This window comes from Sutcliffiella horikoshii (genome assembly GCF_008180725.1).
Taxonomy (GTDB): domain Bacteria; phylum Bacillota; class Bacilli; order Bacillales; family Bacillaceae_I; genus Sutcliffiella_A; species Sutcliffiella_A horikoshii_B.
Window position 1 is genome coordinate 222,104 of sequence record NZ_VTEV01000002.1, and the last position, 20,675, is coordinate 242,778.

General features: G+C 44.6%; 17 protein-coding genes. 13 read left to right on the forward strand and 4 right to left on the reverse strand.

Annotation, left to right across the window (positions count from 1 at the left end; all coding sequences use genetic code 11):
• The first annotated feature begins 156 nt into the window (after positions 1-156).
• From FZC76_RS05060 to FZC76_RS05100, 9 genes are all read left to right on the forward strand, one after another.
• Complete coding sequence (locus tag FZC76_RS05060) at positions 157-2,274, forward strand: heterodisulfide reductase-related iron-sulfur binding cluster (protein ID WP_148987185.1); 2,118 nt, start codon at positions 157-159, stop codon at positions 2,272-2,274.
• 315 nt (positions 2,275-2,589) lie between these two features.
• Entirely contained in the window at positions 2,590-3,768 is a 1,179-nt protein-coding gene (locus FZC76_RS05065) for an acetyl-CoA C-acetyltransferase (protein ID WP_148987186.1), read from the forward strand.
• A gap of 31 nt (positions 3,769-3,799) precedes the next feature.
• The gene (locus FZC76_RS05070; protein WP_148987187.1) at positions 3,800-4,654 is read left to right on the forward strand and encodes a 3-hydroxybutyryl-CoA dehydrogenase; all 855 of its coding nucleotides are present in this window, start codon (positions 3,800-3,802) and stop codon (positions 4,652-4,654) included.
• Positions 4,655-4,704: 50 nt separating this feature from the next.
• Positions 4,705-5,841 carry an acyl-CoA dehydrogenase gene (locus tag FZC76_RS05075; protein WP_148987188.1) on the forward strand — a complete coding sequence of 379 codons (1,137 nt, stop codon included), beginning with the start codon at positions 4,705-4,707 and terminating at the stop codon, positions 5,839-5,841.
• Positions 5,842-6,294: 453 nt separating this feature from the next.
• Positions 6,295-7,434, forward strand: a complete 1,140-nt coding sequence (locus FZC76_RS05080; protein ID WP_148987189.1) for an acyl-CoA dehydrogenase — start codon at positions 6,295-6,297, stop codon at positions 7,432-7,434.
• Positions 7,435-7,453: 19 nt separating this feature from the next.
• Positions 7,454-8,110, forward strand: coding sequence for a TetR/AcrR family transcriptional regulator (locus FZC76_RS05085; RefSeq protein ID WP_148987500.1), 657 nt, complete (start codon positions 7,454-7,456; stop codon positions 8,108-8,110).
• Complete coding sequence (icmF, locus tag FZC76_RS05090; protein WP_148987190.1) at positions 8,088-11,351, forward strand: fused isobutyryl-CoA mutase/GTPase IcmF; 3,264 nt, start codon at positions 8,088-8,090, stop codon at positions 11,349-11,351. Before FZC76_RS05085 ends, icmF begins: the two co-directional genes overlap by 23 nt.
• A gap of 273 nt (positions 11,352-11,624) precedes the next feature.
• Positions 11,625-12,200, forward strand: a complete 576-nt coding sequence (gene rpoE, locus FZC76_RS05095; RefSeq protein ID WP_316246593.1) for a DNA-directed RNA polymerase subunit delta — start codon at positions 11,625-11,627, stop codon at positions 12,198-12,200.
• 641 nt (positions 12,201-12,841) lie between these two features.
• On the forward strand, positions 12,842-14,455 hold the full coding sequence (locus FZC76_RS05100) for a CTP synthase (protein WP_060664640.1): 1,614 nt from the start codon (positions 12,842-12,844) through the stop codon (positions 14,453-14,455).
• A gap of 54 nt (positions 14,456-14,509) precedes the next feature.
• On the opposite strand, the gene FZC76_RS05105 is transcribed toward FZC76_RS05100, so the two are convergent.
• From FZC76_RS05105 to FZC76_RS05115, 3 genes are all read right to left on the reverse strand, one after another.
• Positions 14,510-14,782 (reverse strand): toxin-antitoxin system YwqK family antitoxin, encoded by a 273-nt coding sequence (locus FZC76_RS05105; protein WP_148987192.1) that lies wholly within the window; start codon positions 14,780-14,782, stop codon positions 14,510-14,512.
• Between the two features lie 14 nt (positions 14,783-14,796).
• On the reverse strand, positions 14,797-15,330 hold the full coding sequence (locus FZC76_RS05110; RefSeq protein ID WP_148987193.1) for a GNAT family N-acetyltransferase: 534 nt from the start codon (positions 15,328-15,330) through the stop codon (positions 14,797-14,799).
• Positions 15,331-15,610: 280 nt separating this feature from the next.
• Positions 15,611-16,162 carry a DUF2529 domain-containing protein gene (locus FZC76_RS05115; RefSeq protein WP_148987194.1) on the reverse strand — a complete coding sequence of 184 codons (552 nt, stop codon included), beginning with the start codon at positions 16,160-16,162 and terminating at the stop codon, positions 15,611-15,613.
• Positions 16,163-16,509: 347 nt separating this feature from the next.
• Here FZC76_RS05115 and FZC76_RS05120 point away from each other — a divergent pair, with 347 nt between their 5' ends.
• The 4 genes from FZC76_RS05120 (at position 16,510) to lepB (ending at position 19,819) form a co-directional block, all read left to right on the forward strand.
• The gene (locus FZC76_RS05120; RefSeq protein WP_010197444.1) at positions 16,510-16,884 is read left to right on the forward strand and encodes a response regulator; all 375 of its coding nucleotides are present in this window, start codon (positions 16,510-16,512) and stop codon (positions 16,882-16,884) included.
• Between the two features lie 308 nt (positions 16,885-17,192).
• Entirely contained in the window at positions 17,193-18,050 is an 858-nt protein-coding gene (locus tag FZC76_RS05125; RefSeq protein ID WP_148987195.1) for a class II fructose-bisphosphate aldolase, read from the forward strand.
• 136 nt (positions 18,051-18,186) lie between these two features.
• Positions 18,187-18,831, forward strand: a complete 645-nt coding sequence (gene fsa / locus FZC76_RS05130; RefSeq protein ID WP_148987196.1) for a fructose-6-phosphate aldolase — start codon at positions 18,187-18,189, stop codon at positions 18,829-18,831.
• A gap of 376 nt (positions 18,832-19,207) precedes the next feature.
• Positions 19,208-19,819, forward strand: a complete 612-nt coding sequence (gene lepB / locus FZC76_RS05135) for a signal peptidase I (protein WP_148987197.1) — start codon at positions 19,208-19,210, stop codon at positions 19,817-19,819.
• Between the two features lie 233 nt (positions 19,820-20,052).
• Here the strand turns inward: lepB and FZC76_RS05140 are convergent, their stop codons facing one another.
• Complete coding sequence (locus FZC76_RS05140) at positions 20,053-20,361, reverse strand: hypothetical protein (RefSeq protein WP_148987198.1); 309 nt, start codon at positions 20,359-20,361, stop codon at positions 20,053-20,055.
• Positions 20,362-20,675: the final 314 nt, after the last annotated feature.

Here is a 20,675-nt window from a genome sequence, read left to right on the forward strand (position 1 = left end):
AGCTAAATGTGTTGACTGAATGCTCATTCAGTAATAAGATATAGGTAAATTACTAAAGTTCTGAAAATTATATTCTTTCCAAACATTGAGGCTCTTTCGTAGAAAAAAACACGTAAACGGCCGACAGTAAAAGGGGACACGAAAGGAGTGGGAGATGTGAGTAACGGTTTGTTAATTGCCAATTGGATTTTAACGATAATTGTAACCGCTTACGCAGTATCGCTATTTGTTTACTTAATCAGAACAAGGATTCAATTCATCAAACTTGGGAAAAAAGTTGAATTCGACAACAAAATGAAAGAACGATTAGACAAAGTTTGGGTCAATGTTTTTGGCCAGAAAAAATTATTGAAGGATAAGAAAAGTGGGATTATCCACGTCATGTTCTTCTATGGATTTCTGATGGTTCAGCTTGGGGCGCTGGACTTAATCATCAAAGGGCTTGCTCCAAACGCGCATTTGCCGCTTGGACGATTATATCCAGCCTTTACGTTTTTCCAAGAGCTAGTAACGCTAATGATTCTAGTTGCGGTTGTTTGGGCTTTCCACCGCCGCTATGTGGAAAAGTTAGTTCGTTTAAAAAGAGGCTTTAAATCTGGCCTAGTGTTACTATTTATCGGCGGATTGATGCTTTCTGTTTTATTTTCAAACGGAATGGGGCTTATCTGGCATGATCACGGCTTAACATGGAGCGAGCCGGTAGCATCCTTATTTGCACTCATGTTCAGCTGGATCAATGAAACGGCAGCTATTGCATTATTCTATGTCGGCTGGTGGATTCACCTGTTATTCCTATTAACCTTCTTGGTGTACGTACCGCAATCCAAGCACGCACATTTAATTGCTGGACCTGCTAATGTATTTTTCCACCGTACAACGAACCCAGGAAAGCTTGAGAAAATTAATTTTGAAGACGAAACACAAGAAACATTCGGTGTTGGAAAAGTGGAAGACTTCACCCAATACCAATTGATCGATATGTACGCCTGTGTGGAATGTGGACGCTGTACCAACATGTGTCCGGCAACAGGAACAGGAAAAATGTTGTCACCAATGGATTTGATCGTCAAAATCCGTGATCACTTAACAGACAAGGGAGCGGCCATCACGTCTAAATCCCCTTGGGTACCAACATATGCGTTCAATAACACGCATGGTAATCAGCTTGCCATGATGTCCGCTGCCGGAAAAGGTGCACAAGAAAGCGCGGCAACGATCGAATACAGCCCGAGCCTGATCGGCGATGTCATCACCGAAGAAGAGATCTGGGCATGTACGACCTGTCGTAACTGTGAGGACCAATGTCCGGTAATGAACGAACATGTCGATAAAATCATCGACCTTCGCCGTTACCTGGTGCTTACAGAAGGAAAAATGGATGCCGATGCACAGCGCGCGATGACCAACATCGAGCGCCAAGGAAATCCTTGGGGTCTAAACCGTAAAGAACGTGAAAACTGGCGCGATGCAGCACCAGAAGTAAGCATTCCGACGGTAAAAGAAATGAAAAAAGCAGGCGAAGAGTTTGAATATCTGTTCTGGGTAGGATCCATGGGCTCCTTCGATAATCGTTCCCAGAAAATCGCCATCTCTTTTGCAAAGTTAATGAACGAAGCTGGCGTAAAATTCGCAATCCTCGGCAACAAGGAGAAAAACTCCGGAGACACACCGCGCCGTCTAGGAAACGAATTCTTATTCCAAGAGCTTGCAACAAGCAATATTGCGGAATTCGAGAAAAACGAAGTCAAAAAAATCGTCACGATCGACCCGCATGCTTATAACATTTTCAAAAACGAGTACCCAGATTTCGGACTGGAGGCGGAAGTCTACCACCATACTGAAGTGTTGGCAGAGCTTGTAAAAGAAGGCAAGCTGACACCAGTACACGAGGTAAGAGAAACCATCACATATCACGATTCCTGCTACCTCGGAAGATACAACGAAGTATACGAGCCGCCTCGTGACATCTTGAAAGCCATCCCAGGCGTCAAAGTGGTCGAAATGAACCGCAGCCGCGAAACGGGAATGTGCTGTGGAGCCGGCGGAGGACTCATGTGGATGGAAGAAGACACAGGCACACGCGTCAACGTCGCCCGTACCGAACAAGCACTCGAAGTTGCACCAAGCGTCATCAGCTCCGGCTGTCCTTACTGCTTAACAATGCTTTCTGATGGAACGAAAGCAAAAGAAGTAGAAGAAAACGTCGGCACATACGACGTAGCAGAACTACTAGAGCGCTCCGTCATCGGCGAAAAACAAGAATTAGTATCCTAATAGAATAATAGATTCACGTCTCAAGGTGTACGTAGTCTACTGCGTGCACCATATGCTTTTCACCAAAACTGAGCGCCCGTTCAGTTTATAAAGAATACAAATTGTAAGCGGTAACAAAAAGTGCTGAGCAGTTTCCCCAATTGATTGGAGTGCAAGGTGTGAGACTCCTGCGGGGGATAACGGTTGGTTGAGACCCCACAGGCGAAGCCGAGGAGGCTCAACCACCGTCCCGCGGAAAGCGAACACCTGGAACGAAGAGCAATTGGGAGTATACGCAAACATTATTTTTTTCAAATAAAAAGGAGGAAATCAACCATGGGAAAAACAGTAATCGTTAGTGGAGTCCGCACACCAATCGGCCGTTTCGCAGGAGGATTAAGCGCCCTATCAGCCTCAGACCTAGGAGCAGTCGCCATCAAAGAAGCACTAAACAGAGCAAACCTATCCGGCGACCAAGTAGGCGAAGTCATCATGGGCACCGTCCTTCAAGGCGGCCAAGGCCAACTTCCATCCCGCCAAGCCTCCCAAAAAGCAGGCCTGCCATGGGAAGTACGCACCGAAACCATCAACAAAGTATGCGCATCCGGCATGCGCAGCGTCACACTAGGCGACATCCTCATCCGTTCCGGTGAAGAAGAAGTCATCGTCGCAGGCGGAATGGAATCCATGAGCAACGCACCATACATGCTTCCAAAAGCAAGATGGGGACTTCGTATGGGCGACAGCACTGTCCAAGACTTAATGGTTCATGACGGGCTTACTTGCACATTCACAGGCGTTCACATGGGTACCTACGGAAACAGTGTCGCAAAGGAAATGGAGATCAGCCGTGAAGACCAAGATGCATGGGCATTCAGAAGTCACCAGCGCGCCATTGAAGCAACGGAAAAAGGCATATTTGATGCTGAAATCGTTCCAGTTCCCGTACCGCAGCGAAAAGGGGACCCGATTGTTGTTAGCAAAGATGAGTCTCCTCGAAAAGATACATCCATCGAGAAACTTGCGTCATTAAGACCGGCGTTTGACCATGACGGAACGATTACGGCAGGAAACGCGCCAGGCGTGAATGACGGAGCTAGTGCGCTTGTGTTAATGAGTGAGGACCGAGCGGCAAAAGAAGGGAAAGAAGTACTGGCAACCATCCTTGGGCATGTCTCCATTGCAGTGGAAGCAAAGGATTTCCCGAAAACTCCAGGACTTGTCATCACCGAACTTTTAAAGAAAACAGGAACAAAGCTGGAAGAGATTGATCTTTTTGAAATAAATGAGGCGTTTGCAGCGGTAGCCCTCGCATCTGCAAATCTAGCAGGTCTGGATCTGGAAAAGGTGAATGTAAACGGCGGTGCGGTAGCGCTTGGACATCCAATCGGGGCAAGTGGAGCACGCATCATCGTTTCATTGATCCATGAGCTGAAGCGCCGCGGCGGCGGTCTTGGAATTGCCTCTATCTGCTCAGGCGGTGGACAGGGCGATGCAATTTTGATTCAGGTATAAGCGAGAGAAACTTTTTAGGAGGAATCAGAACATGACAATTCAAAAAGTAATGGTAATTGGGGCAGGACAGATGGGCTCAGGCATCGCGCAGGTTTGTGCGATGGCCGGGTATGACGTATATATGAACGATTTAAAACAGGAATTCTTGGAGCGCGGACTTGCGGGCATTTCGAAGAATTTGAGCAGATCCGTGGACAAAGGCCGCATGACAGAGGATGAGAAAGCAGCTGTACTTGGTCGCCTGCAAACAACCACCACCCTTGAAGATGCCAAACATGTCGACATCGTCATTGAAGCGGCAGTGGAAAACATGGACATCAAAAAGAAGATTTTCGCAGAACTTGATGAGCACGCTCCGGCTCACACCATTTTAGCGACAAATACATCTTCGCTTCCGATCACGGAAATTGCTGCAGCGACAGGCAGACCGGAAAAGGTAATCGGGATGCACTTTATGAATCCTGTACCTGTTATGAAACTTGTAGAAATTATTCGCGGTTTGCAGACAGCGGACGAAGTGTACGGCGCAATTGAAGATATGACGAAAAAGCTATCCAAGGTACCGGTGGAAGTGAACGATTTTCCAGGATTCGTTTCTAACCGTGTGTTGATGCCAATGATCAATGAAGCAATTTTCACGGTGTATGAAGGCGTGGCAACACCGGAAGCAATTGATGAAGTCATGAAGCTCGGCATGAACCATCCGATGGGGCCGTTGACGCTTGCGGATTTTATTGGGCTTGATACATGCCTGTACATTATGGAAACGTTGCATGAAGGCTTTGGCGATGACAAATATCGTCCGTGTCCGTTGCTGAGAAAATATGTGAAAGCTGGTTGGCTGGGCCGCAAGACTGGCAGAGGGTTTTATACTTACGAAACATAAGAGTGACATGATGGATATTTTTTAAGACAGCAGGAGAGGGGACGAATAGCATGAATTTACGTTTTACAGAAGAGCAGGAAATGGTTCGGAAAATGGTGCGCGATTTCGCAGAAACCGAAATTGCACCTTTCGTGGAAAAAATGGAAGAGGGCGAGTTCCCTCGTGAGATATTGAGGAAAATGGCGGACCTTGGGCTGATGGGGATGACCATTCCGGAAGAGTACGGCGGAGCGGGCATGGACTTTCCTTCCTACATCATCGCCATCAATGAACTTTCCCGTGTGAGCGCAACGGTCGGAGTTATCCTGTCCGTACACACCTCCGTTGGGACGAATCCGATTCTTTATTTTGGCACAGAAGAGCAGAAGCAAAAATATGTGACAAAACTTGCGTCCGGCGAGTTTCTCGGAGCATTCTGTTTAACGGAGCCGAGTGCAGGGTCGGATGCAGGGAGTTTGAAAACGCGTGCTGTTAAGCAAGGGGACCATTATGTGTTGAACGGAGCGAAGGTGTTCATCACAAACGGCGGGGAAGCGGACACGTACATTGTGTTTGCTTCGACTAATCCGGAGCTTGGATCCAAAGGGGTTTCCGCATTCATCGTGGAAAAGGATACTCCAGGATTTGTGATTGGAAAAGATGAGCACAAGATGGGCTTGCACGGTTCAAAAACGGTCCAGTTAACGTTTGAAGACGCGAAAGTTCCTGTGGAAAACCTGCTTGGTGCAGAAGGGGAAGGCTTTAAAATAGCAATGGCAAATCTGGATGTCGGCCGAATCGGTATTGCGGCGCAGTCCCTTGGTATCGCAGAAGCGGCAGTACAGGCAGCAACAGCCTATGCGAAAGAGCGCGTCCAGTTCGGAAAGCCGATTGCGGCACAGCAGGGTGTTTCTTTTAAACTGGCAGACATGGCGACGGCTGTGGAAGGTGCGAGGTTGTTGACGTACCGTGCGGCCAACTTGCGTGCTTTGGGCAAGCCATGCGGAAAAGAAGCATCGATGGCGAAGCTTTTTGCCTCACAGACTGCGATGAACGTTGCGATAGAGGCAGTTCAGGTATTCGGCGGCTACGGCTATACGAAGGACTATCCAGTTGAGCGCTACTTCCGTGACGCGAAGGTGTGTGAGATTTACGAAGGAACGAGCGAGATTCAGAGATTGGTGATTGGGAAGCATTTGATGAACTGATGGGGGACGGCTGGAAAACGGTGAGACGCAGTGAAGGAAGAAGCTGCTCCTGCAAGAAGTGAGGGATTTTTGCTTTTTCACAAGGTGCTCGCGGCCAATTGACCGAAGATTTGCGAAAGTTGGCCGAAGTTTCTCGGAAGTTGACCGAAGATTTAGCAAAGTTGTCCAAAAATTTCCCGAAAGTGTCCGAACCAATTTTTCAAATGGCCGAACCTACCAGCAAAGTTGTCTGAACACGTCCATAAGTTGACCGAACCATACCTAAAAGAACAATAAAAGTGTCCAAAAGCCCTTCTGATATGACCGAATGGTTTTCTAAGGCACTAAAATAGCGAAAATACGATAAAAATTCGTGAAATGGAAGACAAAACCACAACTTCCAGCTCCGCGACAAGCGAAGCCTGGTGTGTGGGGAGTAGTCCTAAAAAATTTACTCATCGGGGGATGAAAAATATGAACTTTTTACTATCTGAAGAACATGAAATGATTCGTAAAATGGTACGCGATTTTGCCAAGAACGAAGTGGAACCGACTGCAGCGGAGCGTGACGAGGAAGAGCGCTTTGATATGGAAATTTTCAAAAAGATGGCGGACCTTGGATTAACGGGAATCCCGTTTCCTGAAGAGTACGGCGGGATCGGTAGTGATTATCTAGCATATTGCATCGCGGTAGAGGAGCTTTCACGTGTATGTGCTTCAACAGGGGTAACCCTTTCCGCACACACATCGCTTGCGAGCTGGCCGATCTACAAGTACGGAACAGAAGAGCAGAAGCAGAAATACTTGGTGCCATTAGCGCAAGGAACAAGCATTGGAGGCTACGGCCTTACTGAGCCAGGATCCGGATCTGATGCAGGCGGCATGAGAACAACTGCGAAATTGGATGGAGACCATTATGTCTTGAACGGGTCGAAAATTTTCATTACAAACGGTGGTATTGCGGACATCTATGTGGTGTTTGCCGTGAGAGATCCGTCCAGCAAGCATAAAGGCACGAGCGCATTTATCGTAGAAGCGGACTTCCCAGGATTCAGCGTTGGGAAAAAAGAACAAAAGCTAGGCATTCGTTCTTCACCAACGACGGAAATCATTTTCGAAGATTGCCGCGTGCCGGTAGAAAATATGCTTGGAGCAGAAGGGGAAGGCTTCAAAGTCGCGATGACGACGCTTGATGGCGGGCGTAACGGGATTGCTGCACAGGCTGTTGGGATTGCGCAAGGTGCACTAGACGCGGCCGTTGCTTATGCAAAAGAGCGGGTTCAGTTCGGGAAACCAATCGCGGCACAGCAGGGTGTTTCTTTTAAACTGGCAGACATGGCGACAACAGTGGAAGCTTCCAGACTATTAACGTATCAGGCGGCGTGGAGAGAGTCGGAGGGCTTGAGCTATGGTTTAGAGTCTGCAATGTCCAAACTATTCGCTGGCGACACGGCGATGAAGGTGACAACCGAAGCTGTACAGGTATTCGGTGGCTACGGCTACACAAAGGACTATCCGGTGGAGCGCTATATGAGGGATGCGAAAATTACGCAAATCTATGAAGGAACACAAGAAATCCAACGTCTCGTAATCTCCAGAATGCTTACTAAGTAAGTAGGTGGCAGACAGGATGATGAAAAAACGTCAAGTACATGCATCCGTAAAAGACGAGCGGCTGATTGAAAAGCGCCGTGACCAGATGATCAAGGGGGCGGTGAGCCTTTTTAAAGAAAAGGGCTTCCACCGCACGACAACAAGGGAAATTGCGAAAGAGGCCGGTTTCAGCATTGGCACGCTCTATGAATATATCAGAACGAAGGAAGATGTACTCTACCTCGTGTGTGACCGTATTTATGACCAGGTAGGCGAGCGACTGCAGGAGGAACTCGACATGAAGCGGGGGAACCTGGAGAGCTTAAAATCCGCCATCCGTTACTATTTTCGGGTGATGGATGAAATGCAGGATGAGGTGCTTGTTATGTATCAGGAGGCGAAATCTTTATCAAAAGATGCGCTTCCTTACGTATTGAACAAGGAGCTTGCGATGGTGGCCATGTTTGAACAGGTCATCCGTAACTGCATGACCGCTGAGGACATCGAAATGAGAGAACAGCAGATTCAATTGGTTGCCCATAATATTTTCGTACAGGGTCAGATGTGGGGATTTCGGCGCTGGGTGCTGCACAGGCACTTTGAGCTGGATGCCTATATCGAGGGCCAGATTGAACTATTAGTGCATGGACTTACAAAGGGGGAGAATGTGAAACATGGAAGTTTATCGTCCAATTAACCATATTCGTTTTGTAACAGCTTCAAGTCTTTTTGACGGGCATGACGCCTCGATCAACATCATGCGCCGCATCATTCAGGCGAGCGGTGCAGAGGTCATTCACCTTGGCCACAACCGCTCCGTTGAGGAAATCGTGAACGCGGCCATCCAGGAGGATGTGCAGGGGATCGCGATTTCCTCCTATCAGGGCGGACATGTCGAGTATTTTAAATATATGTATGACTTATTGAAGGAGAAAGGTGCCTCTCATATCCGAATTTACGGAGGTGGCGGCGGGGTTATCATTCCTAGTGAGATAAAAGAACTGCATGCATACGGGATCGCACGTATTTTTTCGCCGGAAGATGGTCGCGAACACGGGCTGCAAGGCATGATCAACTCGATGCTGAAGGAATGTGACTTTGTGACGGTCAAATCCCTTGGCGACGAGGTGGAACGTCTGGATGCCGATAACCATCAAGCGATTGCCAAACTGATTACGTTGTCTGAACTGCAGGTGACTTCTGATGAAGAGGTGGCGGCAACGGCTCAAACGGCCTTGGCTAAGGTAAAAGAAAAGCAGAAAACCGTGCCGGTCCTTGGGATTACAGGTACAGGTGGAGCGGGGAAAAGCTCGCTGACAGATGAGTTGATTCGCCGATTTATCAACGAAGTACCAGATAAAAAAGTGGCAATTTTGTCTATCGATCCGACGAAGCAGAAGACAGGCGGGGCATTGCTTGGAGACAGAATCCGCATGAACGCAATTTTTAATCCGCGTGTGTATATGCGTTCGCTTGCGACCCGTGGATCCCGTTCTGAGCTTTCTTTGGCAATCCAAGATGCGATTGCTGTTACGAAGGCGGCTGGTTTTGACTTGATTATTGTGGAGACGAGCGGAATCGGGCAGGGAGATGCAGGGATCACAGAGATTTGCGACATTTCAATGTACGTAATGACAAGTGAGTTCGGGGCACCTTCCCAATTAGAAAAAATCGATATGATTGATTACGCTGATCTGATTGTTATTAATAAATATGAGCGAAAAGGCTCCGAGGACGCGAAACGCCAGGTGCAAAAGCAGTATCAACGCAGCCGTCTTTTATGGGATCAAGAATTGGATGAAATGCCGGTGTACGGGACGATTGCGAGCCAGTTCAATGATTTGGGGACGAACACGCTTTTTGCGGCATTGCTGGAGTTGATGAATGAGAAGACTGGTTCATCTTATTCTTCTAGTTTGCCGACGTCCAAGGATGTGGAAAAACAGAATGTGATCATTCCCAATGACCGCCGCTATTATTTGCGCGAGATCAGTGAAACGGTTCGCAATTATCATAAGATGGCTGCTGAGCAGGTTGAATTGGCGCGGAAGTTGTTCCAGTTGGATGGGGCGATGGAGGCTGCTGGTACTTCTGGGGGAGGTTCTTCAAGCGAGGAGCTTGTGGCGGCACTTGCCGAGCTTCGCCGTGAATACGAGGAAAAATTGACAAGCGACTCCCGCAAAATTTTAGCTGGCTGGGAAGAGAAGAAAGAGAAATATTCAGGTGATCAGTTTGTTACGAAAATTCGCGACAAGGAAATCATCACGAAACTTACGACAAAAACATTGTCCGGCTTGAAAATTCCAAAAGTGGTCCTGCCGAAATATGTGGACTATGGGGAGATTTTGAAGTGGGTGTACCGTGAAAACGTGCCAGGTGAGTTTCCATACACGGCCGGTGTATTCCCGTTCAAACGTGAGGGTGAAGATCCGAAGCGTCAGTTCGCCGGGGAAGGGACGCCTGAGCGTACAAACCGCCGCTTCCACTATTTAAGTAAGGATGACGACGCGAAGCGCTTAAGTACAGCATTTGATTCGGTTACATTGTACGGGGAAGATCCGGCTGAGCGTCCAGATATTTATGGAAAAGTCGGGAACAGCGGCGTGAGCATTTGTACACTGGATGATATGAAAAAGTTATATGCAGGCTTTGACCTGTGTGCTCCAAGCACGTCCGTTTCGATGACAATCAACGGTCCGGCACCAGTTATTCTGGCGATGTTTATGAACACGGCGATCGATCAGCAGGTGCAGAAGCGTGAAGAAGAACTTGGTCGTGTGTTAACGGTAGATGAGTTTGCTGAAGTTCGTGCCGTTACGATGCAAACAGTGCGTGGAACGGTGCAGGCGGATATTTTAAAAGAGGATCAAGGGCAGAATACGTGCATTTTCTCAACGGAGTTTGCTTTAAGAGTGATGGGGGATATCCAGCAATACTTTATTGATAAAAAGGTGCGCAATTACTATTCCGTCTCCATTTCCGGTTACCATATTGCCGAGGCGGGCGCGAATCCGATTACACAATTAGCCTTCACACTGGCTAATGGATTCACGTATGTGGAGTATTACTTGAGCCGCGGTATGAAAATTGATGACTTTGCGCCGAACTTGTCGTTCTTCTTCAGTAACGGTCTTGATGCAGAGTACACGGTGATCGGTCGCGTGGCACGCCGCATTTGGGCAACGGTCATGAAAAATAAATATGGAGCCAATGAGCGCAGCCAGAAGCTGAAGTATCATATTCAGACGTCCGGACGTTCCTTGCACGCGCAGGAAATTGACTTCAACGATATTCGCACAACACTGCAAGCCTTGATGGCTTTGCAAGATAACTGTAACTCATTGCATACAAATGCGTATGATGAGGCGATTACAACGCCGACGGAAGAATCTGTTCGTCGAGCGATGGCAATTCAGATGATCATTACCAAAGAGCATGGCTTGGCGAAAAACGAGAATCCGTTGCAAGGTGCCTTTGTGGTGGAGGAGCTAACAGACCTTGTGGAGGAAATGGTGCTACAGGAGTTTGAACGCTTAAATGACCGCGGTGGCGTCCTTGGTGCGATGGAAACTCAGTATCAGCGCGGAAAAATCCAGGATGAGTCCATGTACTATGAAATGAAAAAGCATACAGGAGAGCTACCGATCATTGGAGTGAACACATATAAAAATCCAAATCCGCCTTCTGAGGACGATTTGAATGATATCGAGCTTGCTCGTTCGACAGAAGAAGAGAAGCAAACGCAGATTCAAAATCTAGCAGCGTTCCAGGAGCGTAATGCAGCGGAAGTGGAAGAGGCATTAGGTAGGCTGAAGCAAGTGGCAATCAGCGGCGGCAACATCTTTGAAGAACTCATGGAAACCGTCCGAGTGGCAAGCCTCGGTCAAATCACCACAGCCCTCTACGAAGTCGGCGGCCAATTCAGACGAAACATGTAAAGAAAAAAGCTGGGGAACCTCGAGACAGTCGGGGTTTCTTCGCTAACTTTATAGAGTTCGACGCGGAGAGAGAAATACCTTTGGGGGTCTGACCCCCTTTTTTTCTTTTTTCTCTTTTTTTTGCTATTTTCGCTTTTTTAGAGGTTTTTCATTTTTTTGAGGGAAAGATTTATTTTATGCTGGATTAAACATTGGTATTTTGTTTATAATGAGTGGTATGGATTTTTCTAGGAATTGCTATGAATATTGTCTTTTTACATATATAGAAAGGATGTGCAGACATTGGCATTAAACCATTTAACGGCAGAAGAAGTGCAAGAGATGTCATTGATCGAAATCGCTACTGCTTTATTTAACGAACAGAAGCAGTCTGTGACTTTTGGCGAATTAATTACGGAGATCAAGAAAATCACCGGTTTTACAGATGAAGACCTTAAGGGCAAGTTGTCTCAGTTCTATACGGACCTGAACATTGATGGCCGTTTCATTTGTATTGGAGAAAACCAATGGGGACTTCGTGCATGGTATCCTTATGATCAAATAGAAGAAGAAACAACTCCTCAGGTAAAGGCAAAGACTAAGAAGAAGAAGAAGAAGGCTGTTGATGAGGACGATATCGATGCTGACGAATTCGATGAGTTGGATGAAGAAGAATTAGAATTCGACGATCTGGATGATTATGAAGAGGATGAAGTGGAAGAAGAAGACTTTGACGACGCCGATGATGATGCAGAAGAAGATGACGAAGAGTTTGAAGAAGACCTAATCGAAGACGAGGAGTATGGGCTCGATGACGATGAGGAAGAAGAAGAAGAAGAATTGGACGAGGATGAGGAAGAAGACCTCTAATCGCAACTAGTAAACACTCCCCGGGACGACAAACGGGGAGTGTTTTTTCATGGAATTTAGATAAAAAGGGAACATTATCCTAATTTCGTACGTATTACAAAAAAGTAACCTAAAAGGGGGAGTATGGTGAAAAACATACTACAGTAGGAAAAATGACGTATTGGATTGGCTTTCTTTTTTTCCTATTTGGTTTTTTTGTCAGGTTTGATGTGCTGGAAAGCTTTGTTCTTGTACCAAGCAACTCACTTGCAACGGCATATATTTTCATCGGGCTTTCGCTTCTTTTATCGTCAAATTTCATGACAAAGAGGAAGAAGAGTGAAAATTCGTAAGTTAATTCAAACCTTGACTTTTTACCCCCCACTAGGTAGAATCTTTTTTGGGCTCCTTAAAAAAGGACACGTATAATTTGTTGAACATATACACGCTCCCCTTGCTGCTAATGCTGGCAAGTGGGGCGTTTTTTATTTTATTGGTGAATAAACATTCATATGCTGAACCTGAGAAATTGGGGGCAGCTTCATTTTTTCGTAAATGAATTTAGTGTTTTTGACTAATGATAAAAATGTTAAATGCCTCTTAAAAGCATATCCGTTACTTATTATTATTTTCAAATAAAATTATTTCGAGGGGGAGACAGCATGACAAAGTATATTTTCGTAACAGGTGGCGTAGTTTCATCTTTAGGTAAAGGGATTACAGCTGCATCTTTAGGGAGATTGTTAAAAAATCGCGGGTTGAATGTGACGATCCAAAAGTTTGATCCATATATTAATGTGGATCCGGGTACAATGAGTCCTTACCAGCACGGGGAAGTATTCGTGACAGGTGATGGTGCGGAAACGGATCTTGACTTAGGTCACTATGAGCGTTTCATCGATATCAACCTGAACAAATATTCCAACGTGACAACAGGGAAAATTTACTCTACGGTTCTGAAAAAAGAGCGCCGCGGAGACTACTTGGGTGGAACAGTGCAGGTTATCCCACACATTACAAACGAAATTAAAGAGCGCGTTTTCCGTGCTGGCCGTGAGACAAATGCAGACGTGGTCATCACTGAAATCGGTGGAACGGTAGGGGACATCGAGTCACTTCCATATCTTGAGGCAATCCGTCAAATCAAGAGTGACATCGGTCGCGACAATGTGATGTACATCCACTGTACACTTGTTCCTTACATCCGAGTGGCTGGCGAGTTAAAAACAAAGCCGACACAGCACAGTGTAAAAGAACTTCGCGGTCTTGGAATTCAACCTAACATCATCGTGCTGCGTTCTGAAATGCCGATCTCCCAAGATATGAAAGACAAGATTGCCTTGTTCTGTGATATCGACGAGAAGGCAGTAATCGAATCTATCGATGCTGACACACTTTACGAAGTACCACTAGCTTATCAAGCGCAAAACATGGACAACATTGTCGTGGATCACCTGAAGCTTGAGACAAAAGGCGAGGCGGACATGACAGAATGGACGGCACTTGTGAACAAGGTGAAAAACCTTTCCAAGAAAACGACGATCGCCCTTGTTGGAAAATATGTGGAGCTTCAAGATGCATACCTTTCTGTTGCGGAAGCATTGCGTCATGCTGGTTATGAGTACGATGCAGATGTAAAAATCAACTGGATCAACTCCGAAGAAGTAACAGCTGAAAACGTGGACGAGCTCTTGAACAGCGCGGACGGAATCCTTGTACCAGGTGGTTTCGGCGACCGCGGTGTGGAAGGGAAAATTGAAGCAATTCGCTATGCGCGTGAGAAGAAGGTACCATTCTTCGGAATCTGCCTTGGCATGCAGCTTGCTTCTGTTGAGTTTGCTCGTAATGTCCTTGGATTTGAAGGTGCGCACTCTGCTGAGCTGAACCCGGAAACGCCATACCCAATCATCGACCTTTTACCAGAGCAAAAAGACATCGAGGACCTTGGCGGAACATTGCGCCTTGGATTATACCCTTGTAAGTTGAACGACGATTCCCTGGCACAAAAAGCTTACGCAGACGAAGTGGTCTACGAACGCCACCGTCACCGCTATGAGTTCAACAACCAATATCGTCAACAAATGGAAGACCACGGATTCATCTTCTCCGGCACAAGCCCTGACGGCCGCCTGGTAGAAGTAATTGAGATCAAAGACCACCCATGGTTCCTTGCATCCCAATTCCACCCAGAATTCACTTCCAGACCAAACCGCCCACAACCGCTATTCCGCGACTTTGTGGCAGCATCTTTGAAAAATGCTGAGGTAATGGCTTAATTTTATAGGCATACTAAAAGCTCAGAGTTTAAGATGCTCTGAGCTTTTTTAATGTTATTTATCACGATTCGTGGTTTTGTATTTTTCCCCTTTACTATCATAGGTGATCCATTCCCCGACAGGCTCGCCTTTCTCAAAATACCCGGACCGCTTGATAGTTCCATCAGCACGATACCATTCCCAGTAACCTTCGGGTTGGTCACCTGCCATTTTTCCCTTCGACCACATGGTTTTGCCGTTTGCATGGTACTTTATCGTGTACCCGTCAATCACTTCAAGTGGCTTTTCTTTTACACCATTTTTAATATCACACTTTTCGTTTTCCATGTTGAACCTCCTTATCACTTAGTTTCCCATTCATACAAACAGTGGCCATCGACTATTTTTAATAAAGTAAAACCATGCTTTGCATAGAAGTCTCTTAGCTTCTCACTGCCAGCCACACAATCCAACCTGATTTTTGAATAGCCTAGTTCTTCACCATGCTCTTTAATCCAGTCCATCAGGCGGTCACCAAGGCCCTCGCCTCTGTGTTGCATGGCAACAGCAAGCTTATGTAAATAAACAGTCTCCTGAGTCTCCTCTTGCCCCCACAGGTGAACATCCCACTCTTCCTGTTTGTCTGAAAGCATGAAGGTAGCCAAGAGAGGAGGGAATGTTTGATCCTGAATGTCTGATTTATGCGCTACCTTATAAAATAACCCCTTTGTTACAAGCTGTAAAATTTCGGCATCCTCATCTCCAGTAAGGAGAAAGCTCCATTGGGAAGAACCCTTGCTTTTCAGGTCTGTCGCGCGGCTTTTCAATAATTCTAAAATTGCCGGTCCATCCGCTGGAGTTGCTTTTTCTATTAATAAAACTTGCTGATAATCCACTAGTCGAAACCTCCCTTGAAAATTTACTTAAAGGTTGTTTCGCTAAATGTGGGTAAAATCCTTCAAATTTATTAAAGGTTAAGCTGGGGAAGGATATTATAAGCTTAATTATGCCAAAGTAGGGAAGCGGACAAGGAATTTGTCATCGCTCAGGCGGAACGATGCCAAAACAGCTCGAGAAACAGGTAAATTGTCATCGTAGAAGCCAAACGGTGCCAAAATAGCTGGCCATACAAGAAAACTGTCATCGTAGAAACCAGTTACCCCTCCAAATGTCCTCTTACTCCTGCTCTTCCAATATTTCTTTCAAAGTAAAAGCTAACCCGTGATAAACATATAAAGCGACCATGCTAGAAGGGAAGCCGAAACGTTCCCCGTCATCACCAGGAATCAATGGTTTTTTCAACTTTAAGTCAATATGTACATCGGACAAGGATTTAAGGGTTTCCATCCCTTCAGCGGAGTCAACCTGCTCAGGCTCCATCACTGTCGAAATCCCCACAATTTCAATACCAAATTCCTTCAATGCCTTCGCCGTATTTATCGCTTCTTCATCTGTAGAAAAGCGGGAAACAATCAATGCCCGATCCGTATCTGTCAGATCATGATAACTGTCCAAGTCCGATAAAAGCGTGGCGCTCATAAGCGGTTCCGCTCCAGTAGTGGCCTCCGCCTCAACTGCTTTCATCTCCTTCACACCGTGCACATAAATGCGTCCATCCCCGACAGCAGCCTGCGCCAACAGTCTTGCCGCATCCTCAAATGCAAACTCTTCACTAGAACCAATTCTATTAAACACACCCTGTAACTGAGTCGTAAAAATCTTCAACATCCCAAATCACACTCCTATAACATAAATTATTCAACAAAACCCCAACCCTCATTCCACCAAAACTCAAGTATAATAAAAGCAGTATGACAAAAGTAGCAAAAATCCTAGGGGGGTCTGACCCCTTTTCGTTCGCGTTTTTCCTACATAATCCGACATCCGCTGAGTTGGCGGGAGCCTTCTACATCAAGGGGGAAAGTCCTGCTGGGGTCTGACCCCTTAACAAAAATTTCTTTATAATTTCCCTTCCTCGAAAAATTTCCCGGTCGAAAAAGGAGGAAATAAGACTATTATAGTAGAATTAGGTGGGTGGATGGAAACGGATTGATTATTTTTAGAGATGGGGTGTAATGGTGGGTCAAAAATTACTGATTGTGGATGACCAGTATGGGATACGAATCTTGTTGAATGAAGTATTCCAGAAAGAAGGCTATCAGACGTTTCAGGCAGCAAACGGGTACCAAGCATTAGATATCGTAGAAAAGCATTCACCGGACTTAGTATTGTTAGACATGAAGATCCCCGGTATGGACGGAATTGAGATCTTAAAGCGGCTAAAAGCAATTAATTCTGATATCCAGGTAATCATTATGACAGCTTACGGTGAATTGGATATGATCCAGGAGTCGAAAGACCTTGGAGCGATCACGCACTTTGCTAAACCATTCGATATTGATGAAATTAGAGATGCGGTCCGTAAAAATATGCCGCGCCAATCGGTGTAAAACACCAATTTCATAACTGAATATTAAAACATTTTACGTGTTATCGCTTACATTGAAAAACGGCATACTTCAGTAGTTGCCGTTTTTCTACATAGTTGATATGCTAAGTACTGGATAAAAATCATCCGTCAAGTTTTTGTACTTTTTGACCTAATATACATAACTGGTTTTCCGATTGGTCATGCTAGTTTTGATATGGGTGAAAATTTTTACAAAGGTATGCACGAAGGACAAGCCCTTGTGTTTACCACTTTGTAAAGACGGGAAAAACTTTTCGGTGTGAATATAATACAAAGGAGGATGTTATCATGCCTTTAGTTTCCATGACAGAAATGCTGAAAAAAGCAAATGCAGAAGGCTATGCAGTAGGGCAGTTCAACTTGAACAACCTAGAGTTCACACAAGCAATTCTACAAGCAGCACAAGAAGAGAATTCACCAGTTATCCTTGGTGTTTCTGAAGGTGCAGCTCGTTATATGGGTGGCTTCAAAACAGTAGTAGCAATGGTTAAAGCTCTAATGGAAGAGTACGGGGTAACTGTACCTGTAGCAATCCATTTGGACCACGGTTCAAGCTTTGAATCATGTGCAAAAGCGATCCACGCTGGATTTACTTCTGTAATGATCGATGCTTCTCACCATCCTTTTGAGGAGAACATTGAAACAACTTCTAAAGTTGTAGAATTAGCACACTTCCACGGAGTATCTGTTGAGGCAGAGCTTGGTGTAGTAGGCGGACAAGAAGACGACGTTATCGCTGATGGCGTAATCTATGCTGACCCTAACGAGTGTGAAGAGCTTGTAAAACGCACAGGAATTGATTGCCTAGCTCCAGCTTTAGGTTCCGTACACGGTCCTTACAAAGGCGAACCGAACCTTGGCTTCAAAGAGATGGAAGACATCAACAACCGTGCTGGCGTTCCTCTAGTACTACACGGCGGAACTGGAATCCCTACACATGACATCCAAAAAGCAATCTCTTTTGGAACAGCGAAAATCAACGTTAACACAGAAAACCAAATTGCATCTGCAAAAGCAGTACGTGAAACACTTGCTGCAAAAACAGAAGAGTACGATCCTCGTAAATACCTTGGACCTGCTCGCGACGCAATCAAAGATACAGTAAAAGGTAAAATGCGCGAATTTGGATCTTCCAACAAAGCGTAATAATTTTTTTTAACAAGACAACACCATTCAACCAACAACAAGGCAACGATATGCATAACCGCCATACCCGGCGGTTTTGTTTCATTTGCAAATGAAAGCGTCAACATAACTTTTGAAAAATAAAGGAGAGAATGGTATGAAGTTTTTCATCGACACAGCAAACCTTGAAGAAATCAAAGAAGCCCATGCACTAGGACTACTTGCAGGAGTTACGACAAATCCAAGTCTAGTAGCAAAAGAGAACATCACATTCGAAGACCGCCTTCGGGAAATCACAGCGTTCGTAGAAGGATCTGTCAGTGCAGAAGTTATTGCACTTGATGCAGAGGGTATGATCGAAGAGGGGAAAGCACTTGCTGCAATTGCGCCGAACATTACCGTAAAAGTACCGATGACTCCAGACGGCTTGAAAGCGGTAAAAGCATTCAGCGACCTCAACATCAAAACGAATGTCACCCTTATTTTTAACGCCAACCAAGCCTTGATGGCAGCAAGAGCAGGAGCTACATATGTTTCACCTTTCCTTGGACGCTTGGATGACATCGGTCAAAATGGATTGGACTTAGTCTCCGATATCTCAGACATTTTCGCCATCCATGATATCCCGACAGAAATTATCGCAGCATCTATCCGCCACCCGATGCACATTACAGAAGCGGCACTAAAAGGAGCGCACATTGCTACGGTTCCTTACAAAGTATTAATGCAACTTTTCCACCACCCTCTAACAGACCAAGGAATTGAGAAATTCCTAGCTGATTGGAATAATCGCAACCAATAACTTAGTTGTTCGCAGCGAAGCGCCTGGAACGGAGAACAACGGTGTAATGAAATATTCCAACAAAACCCTCTGCAAAAATAAGTAAGGGGTTCCGTTTAGGGAGAGAAAACCTTTAATCATACCTTAATTAGTTATTGAAATAGCAGTGAGATTAACATTGCATTTAGTAACTAAATTTAAACAGCAAAAAGCCCAAATCATTTGATCTGGGCTTTTTGTATTTATATTTAATCTAAATCCTTTAAAGCTCACTTTAGTTTTATCTTTCCCTTCTAGAAAAAGGGGTGTGTAATTTCTTAAAATTCAAATAATATACACAACTAACAATAGTGTTTTCCTTTTTTTTCCGTATAATATATATAAAGGGGGAATAATTATGAAATATGGCGTTTTTTTAATTATATTATTGACACTTATGGGTTGCTCTTCTAATTCACCATCTGGAACCGTGTCGGACAATGATACGGACGCTAATGTAAGTATTATTAAAGAAGTTGAACCCGACTGGATAAAACATCATTACCTATCTGATAATATGGATCGAGGAAATCACGATTACTATGATCAAGTTCTTGTGATAGATCCAAGTTTAGAACCATCCTCATATACTCGAGGAGATATTGTATTCTTTAGCAATAGTACGAATGACAAGATGATTTCAAGAGTAATTGCACTTCCAGGTGAAACAGTCAAGATTACAGATGGGCAGATTTTTATCAATGACAAGAAACTAGATGCGTTTTATGGGAAAGCACATCGGCTCGGTTTTGATAAAAACAGTTATTTTCCAGCGATGGATAAGGCAGGAGTAGAGTACAATAAGGAAGGGATGATGGATACTTTCAATACCACTATGAAGGAACTGGAATTAGCCAAAGATGAGTATTTTGTGATTAGTGACGATTGGATGCGAGGAACTATGCAGCACCTTAAACAAGACAACATTATCGGTAAAGTGCTTGGCTACCAATACGGTTACAAGAATTAACTATTGGTTGAACTATAATCTTAGTCAATGGAAATGAATAATTTCATATCAGACTTAATAACGAGACTATTCATATATTTGGATAAAATTATGTATTACAAACAATAAAGTCATAGGAAAGTTGCGATGTTATAGCAACGATATTCACACTAGAAGGCTTAGAGGATTTTTTCCTCTAAGCCAATTTTTTATTTCGATATTCAACAATCGCCCTAGATTGTTGAATAACATCACTACCCTTCAAGAAGTTCCATATAATAAAGTTTTTCTCCTTGAAACTCAACAAGTAACAATCCACTACCTTCTTCATCTATTGAATAAACTTTTGTCCCTTTTGGTAATTTAGTTGCACTAAGGTCATCAAACAACAAGCTACTGGTAGTCTGTTTTTGGATTTTACCAATATAATTATCTTTAGAAAATGAAATATTCTCCCTATCATTTTCGAACCAATCCAAATTTGTCACATTGCTAAAAATTTTGCCATCATACTCAATAATGTCCGCATCTTTGTTTTGTTTCAATACATCTCTGGCAGTCACTCTTCCTCCATCAGCTACACCGCAACTAGTAAACATATATATTGTTAAAGTGGTTGCAAACAATACTGCAATTAACGATTTATTTATTATATTTTCCTCCCATCTTCCAACGTACCTTCTTTAAGTAAACCGCCCATAACTTGAACAAAGGGCGATTGCCATTCAGCAATCACCCTAGTTAGCTGAATAAAAGGAAAAATAAATAATTCATTTTTTTATAGTAATTAATTTTGACATAACAAAATGTCCGACCGCAATTGTAAGTAAGAAGTCTGTATAGGGGTTATTTGAGGGCATCCAATTAGCATTTAAAC

Coding starts and splice junctions, on each gene's coding strand:
- FZC76_RS05065 (WP_148987186.1), top strand. CDS start 2,590: ATGGGAAAAACAGTAATCGTTAGTGGAGTCCGCACACCAATCGGCCGT.
- FZC76_RS05070 (WP_148987187.1), top strand. CDS start 3,800: ATGACAATTCAAAAAGTAATGGTAATTGGGGCAGGACAGATGGGCTCA.
- FZC76_RS05075 (WP_148987188.1), top strand. CDS start 4,705: ATGAATTTACGTTTTACAGAAGAGCAGGAAATGGTTCGGAAAATGGTG.
- FZC76_RS05080 (WP_148987189.1), top strand. CDS start 6,295: ATGAACTTTTTACTATCTGAAGAACATGAAATGATTCGTAAAATGGTA.
- FZC76_RS05085 (WP_148987500.1), top strand. CDS start 7,454: ATGAAAAAACGTCAAGTACATGCATCCGTAAAAGACGAGCGGCTGATT.
- icmF (WP_148987190.1), top strand. CDS start 8,088: ATGGAAGTTTATCGTCCAATTAACCATATTCGTTTTGTAACAGCTTCA.
- FZC76_RS05100 (WP_060664640.1), top strand. CDS start 12,842: ATGACAAAGTATATTTTCGTAACAGGTGGCGTAGTTTCATCTTTAGGT.
- FZC76_RS05105 (WP_148987192.1), bottom strand. CDS start 14,782: ATGGAAAACGAAAAGTGTGATATTAAAAATGGTGTAAAAGAAAAGCCA.
- FZC76_RS05115 (WP_148987194.1), bottom strand. CDS start 16,162: ATGTTGAAGATTTTTACGACTCAGTTACAGGGTGTGTTTAATAGAATT.
- FZC76_RS05120 (WP_010197444.1), top strand. CDS start 16,510: ATGGTGGGTCAAAAATTACTGATTGTGGATGACCAGTATGGGATACGA.
- FZC76_RS05125 (WP_148987195.1), top strand. CDS start 17,193: ATGCCTTTAGTTTCCATGACAGAAATGCTGAAAAAAGCAAATGCAGAA.
- fsa (WP_148987196.1), top strand. CDS start 18,187: ATGAAGTTTTTCATCGACACAGCAAACCTTGAAGAAATCAAAGAAGCC.
- lepB (WP_148987197.1), top strand. CDS start 19,208: ATGAAATATGGCGTTTTTTTAATTATATTATTGACACTTATGGGTTGC.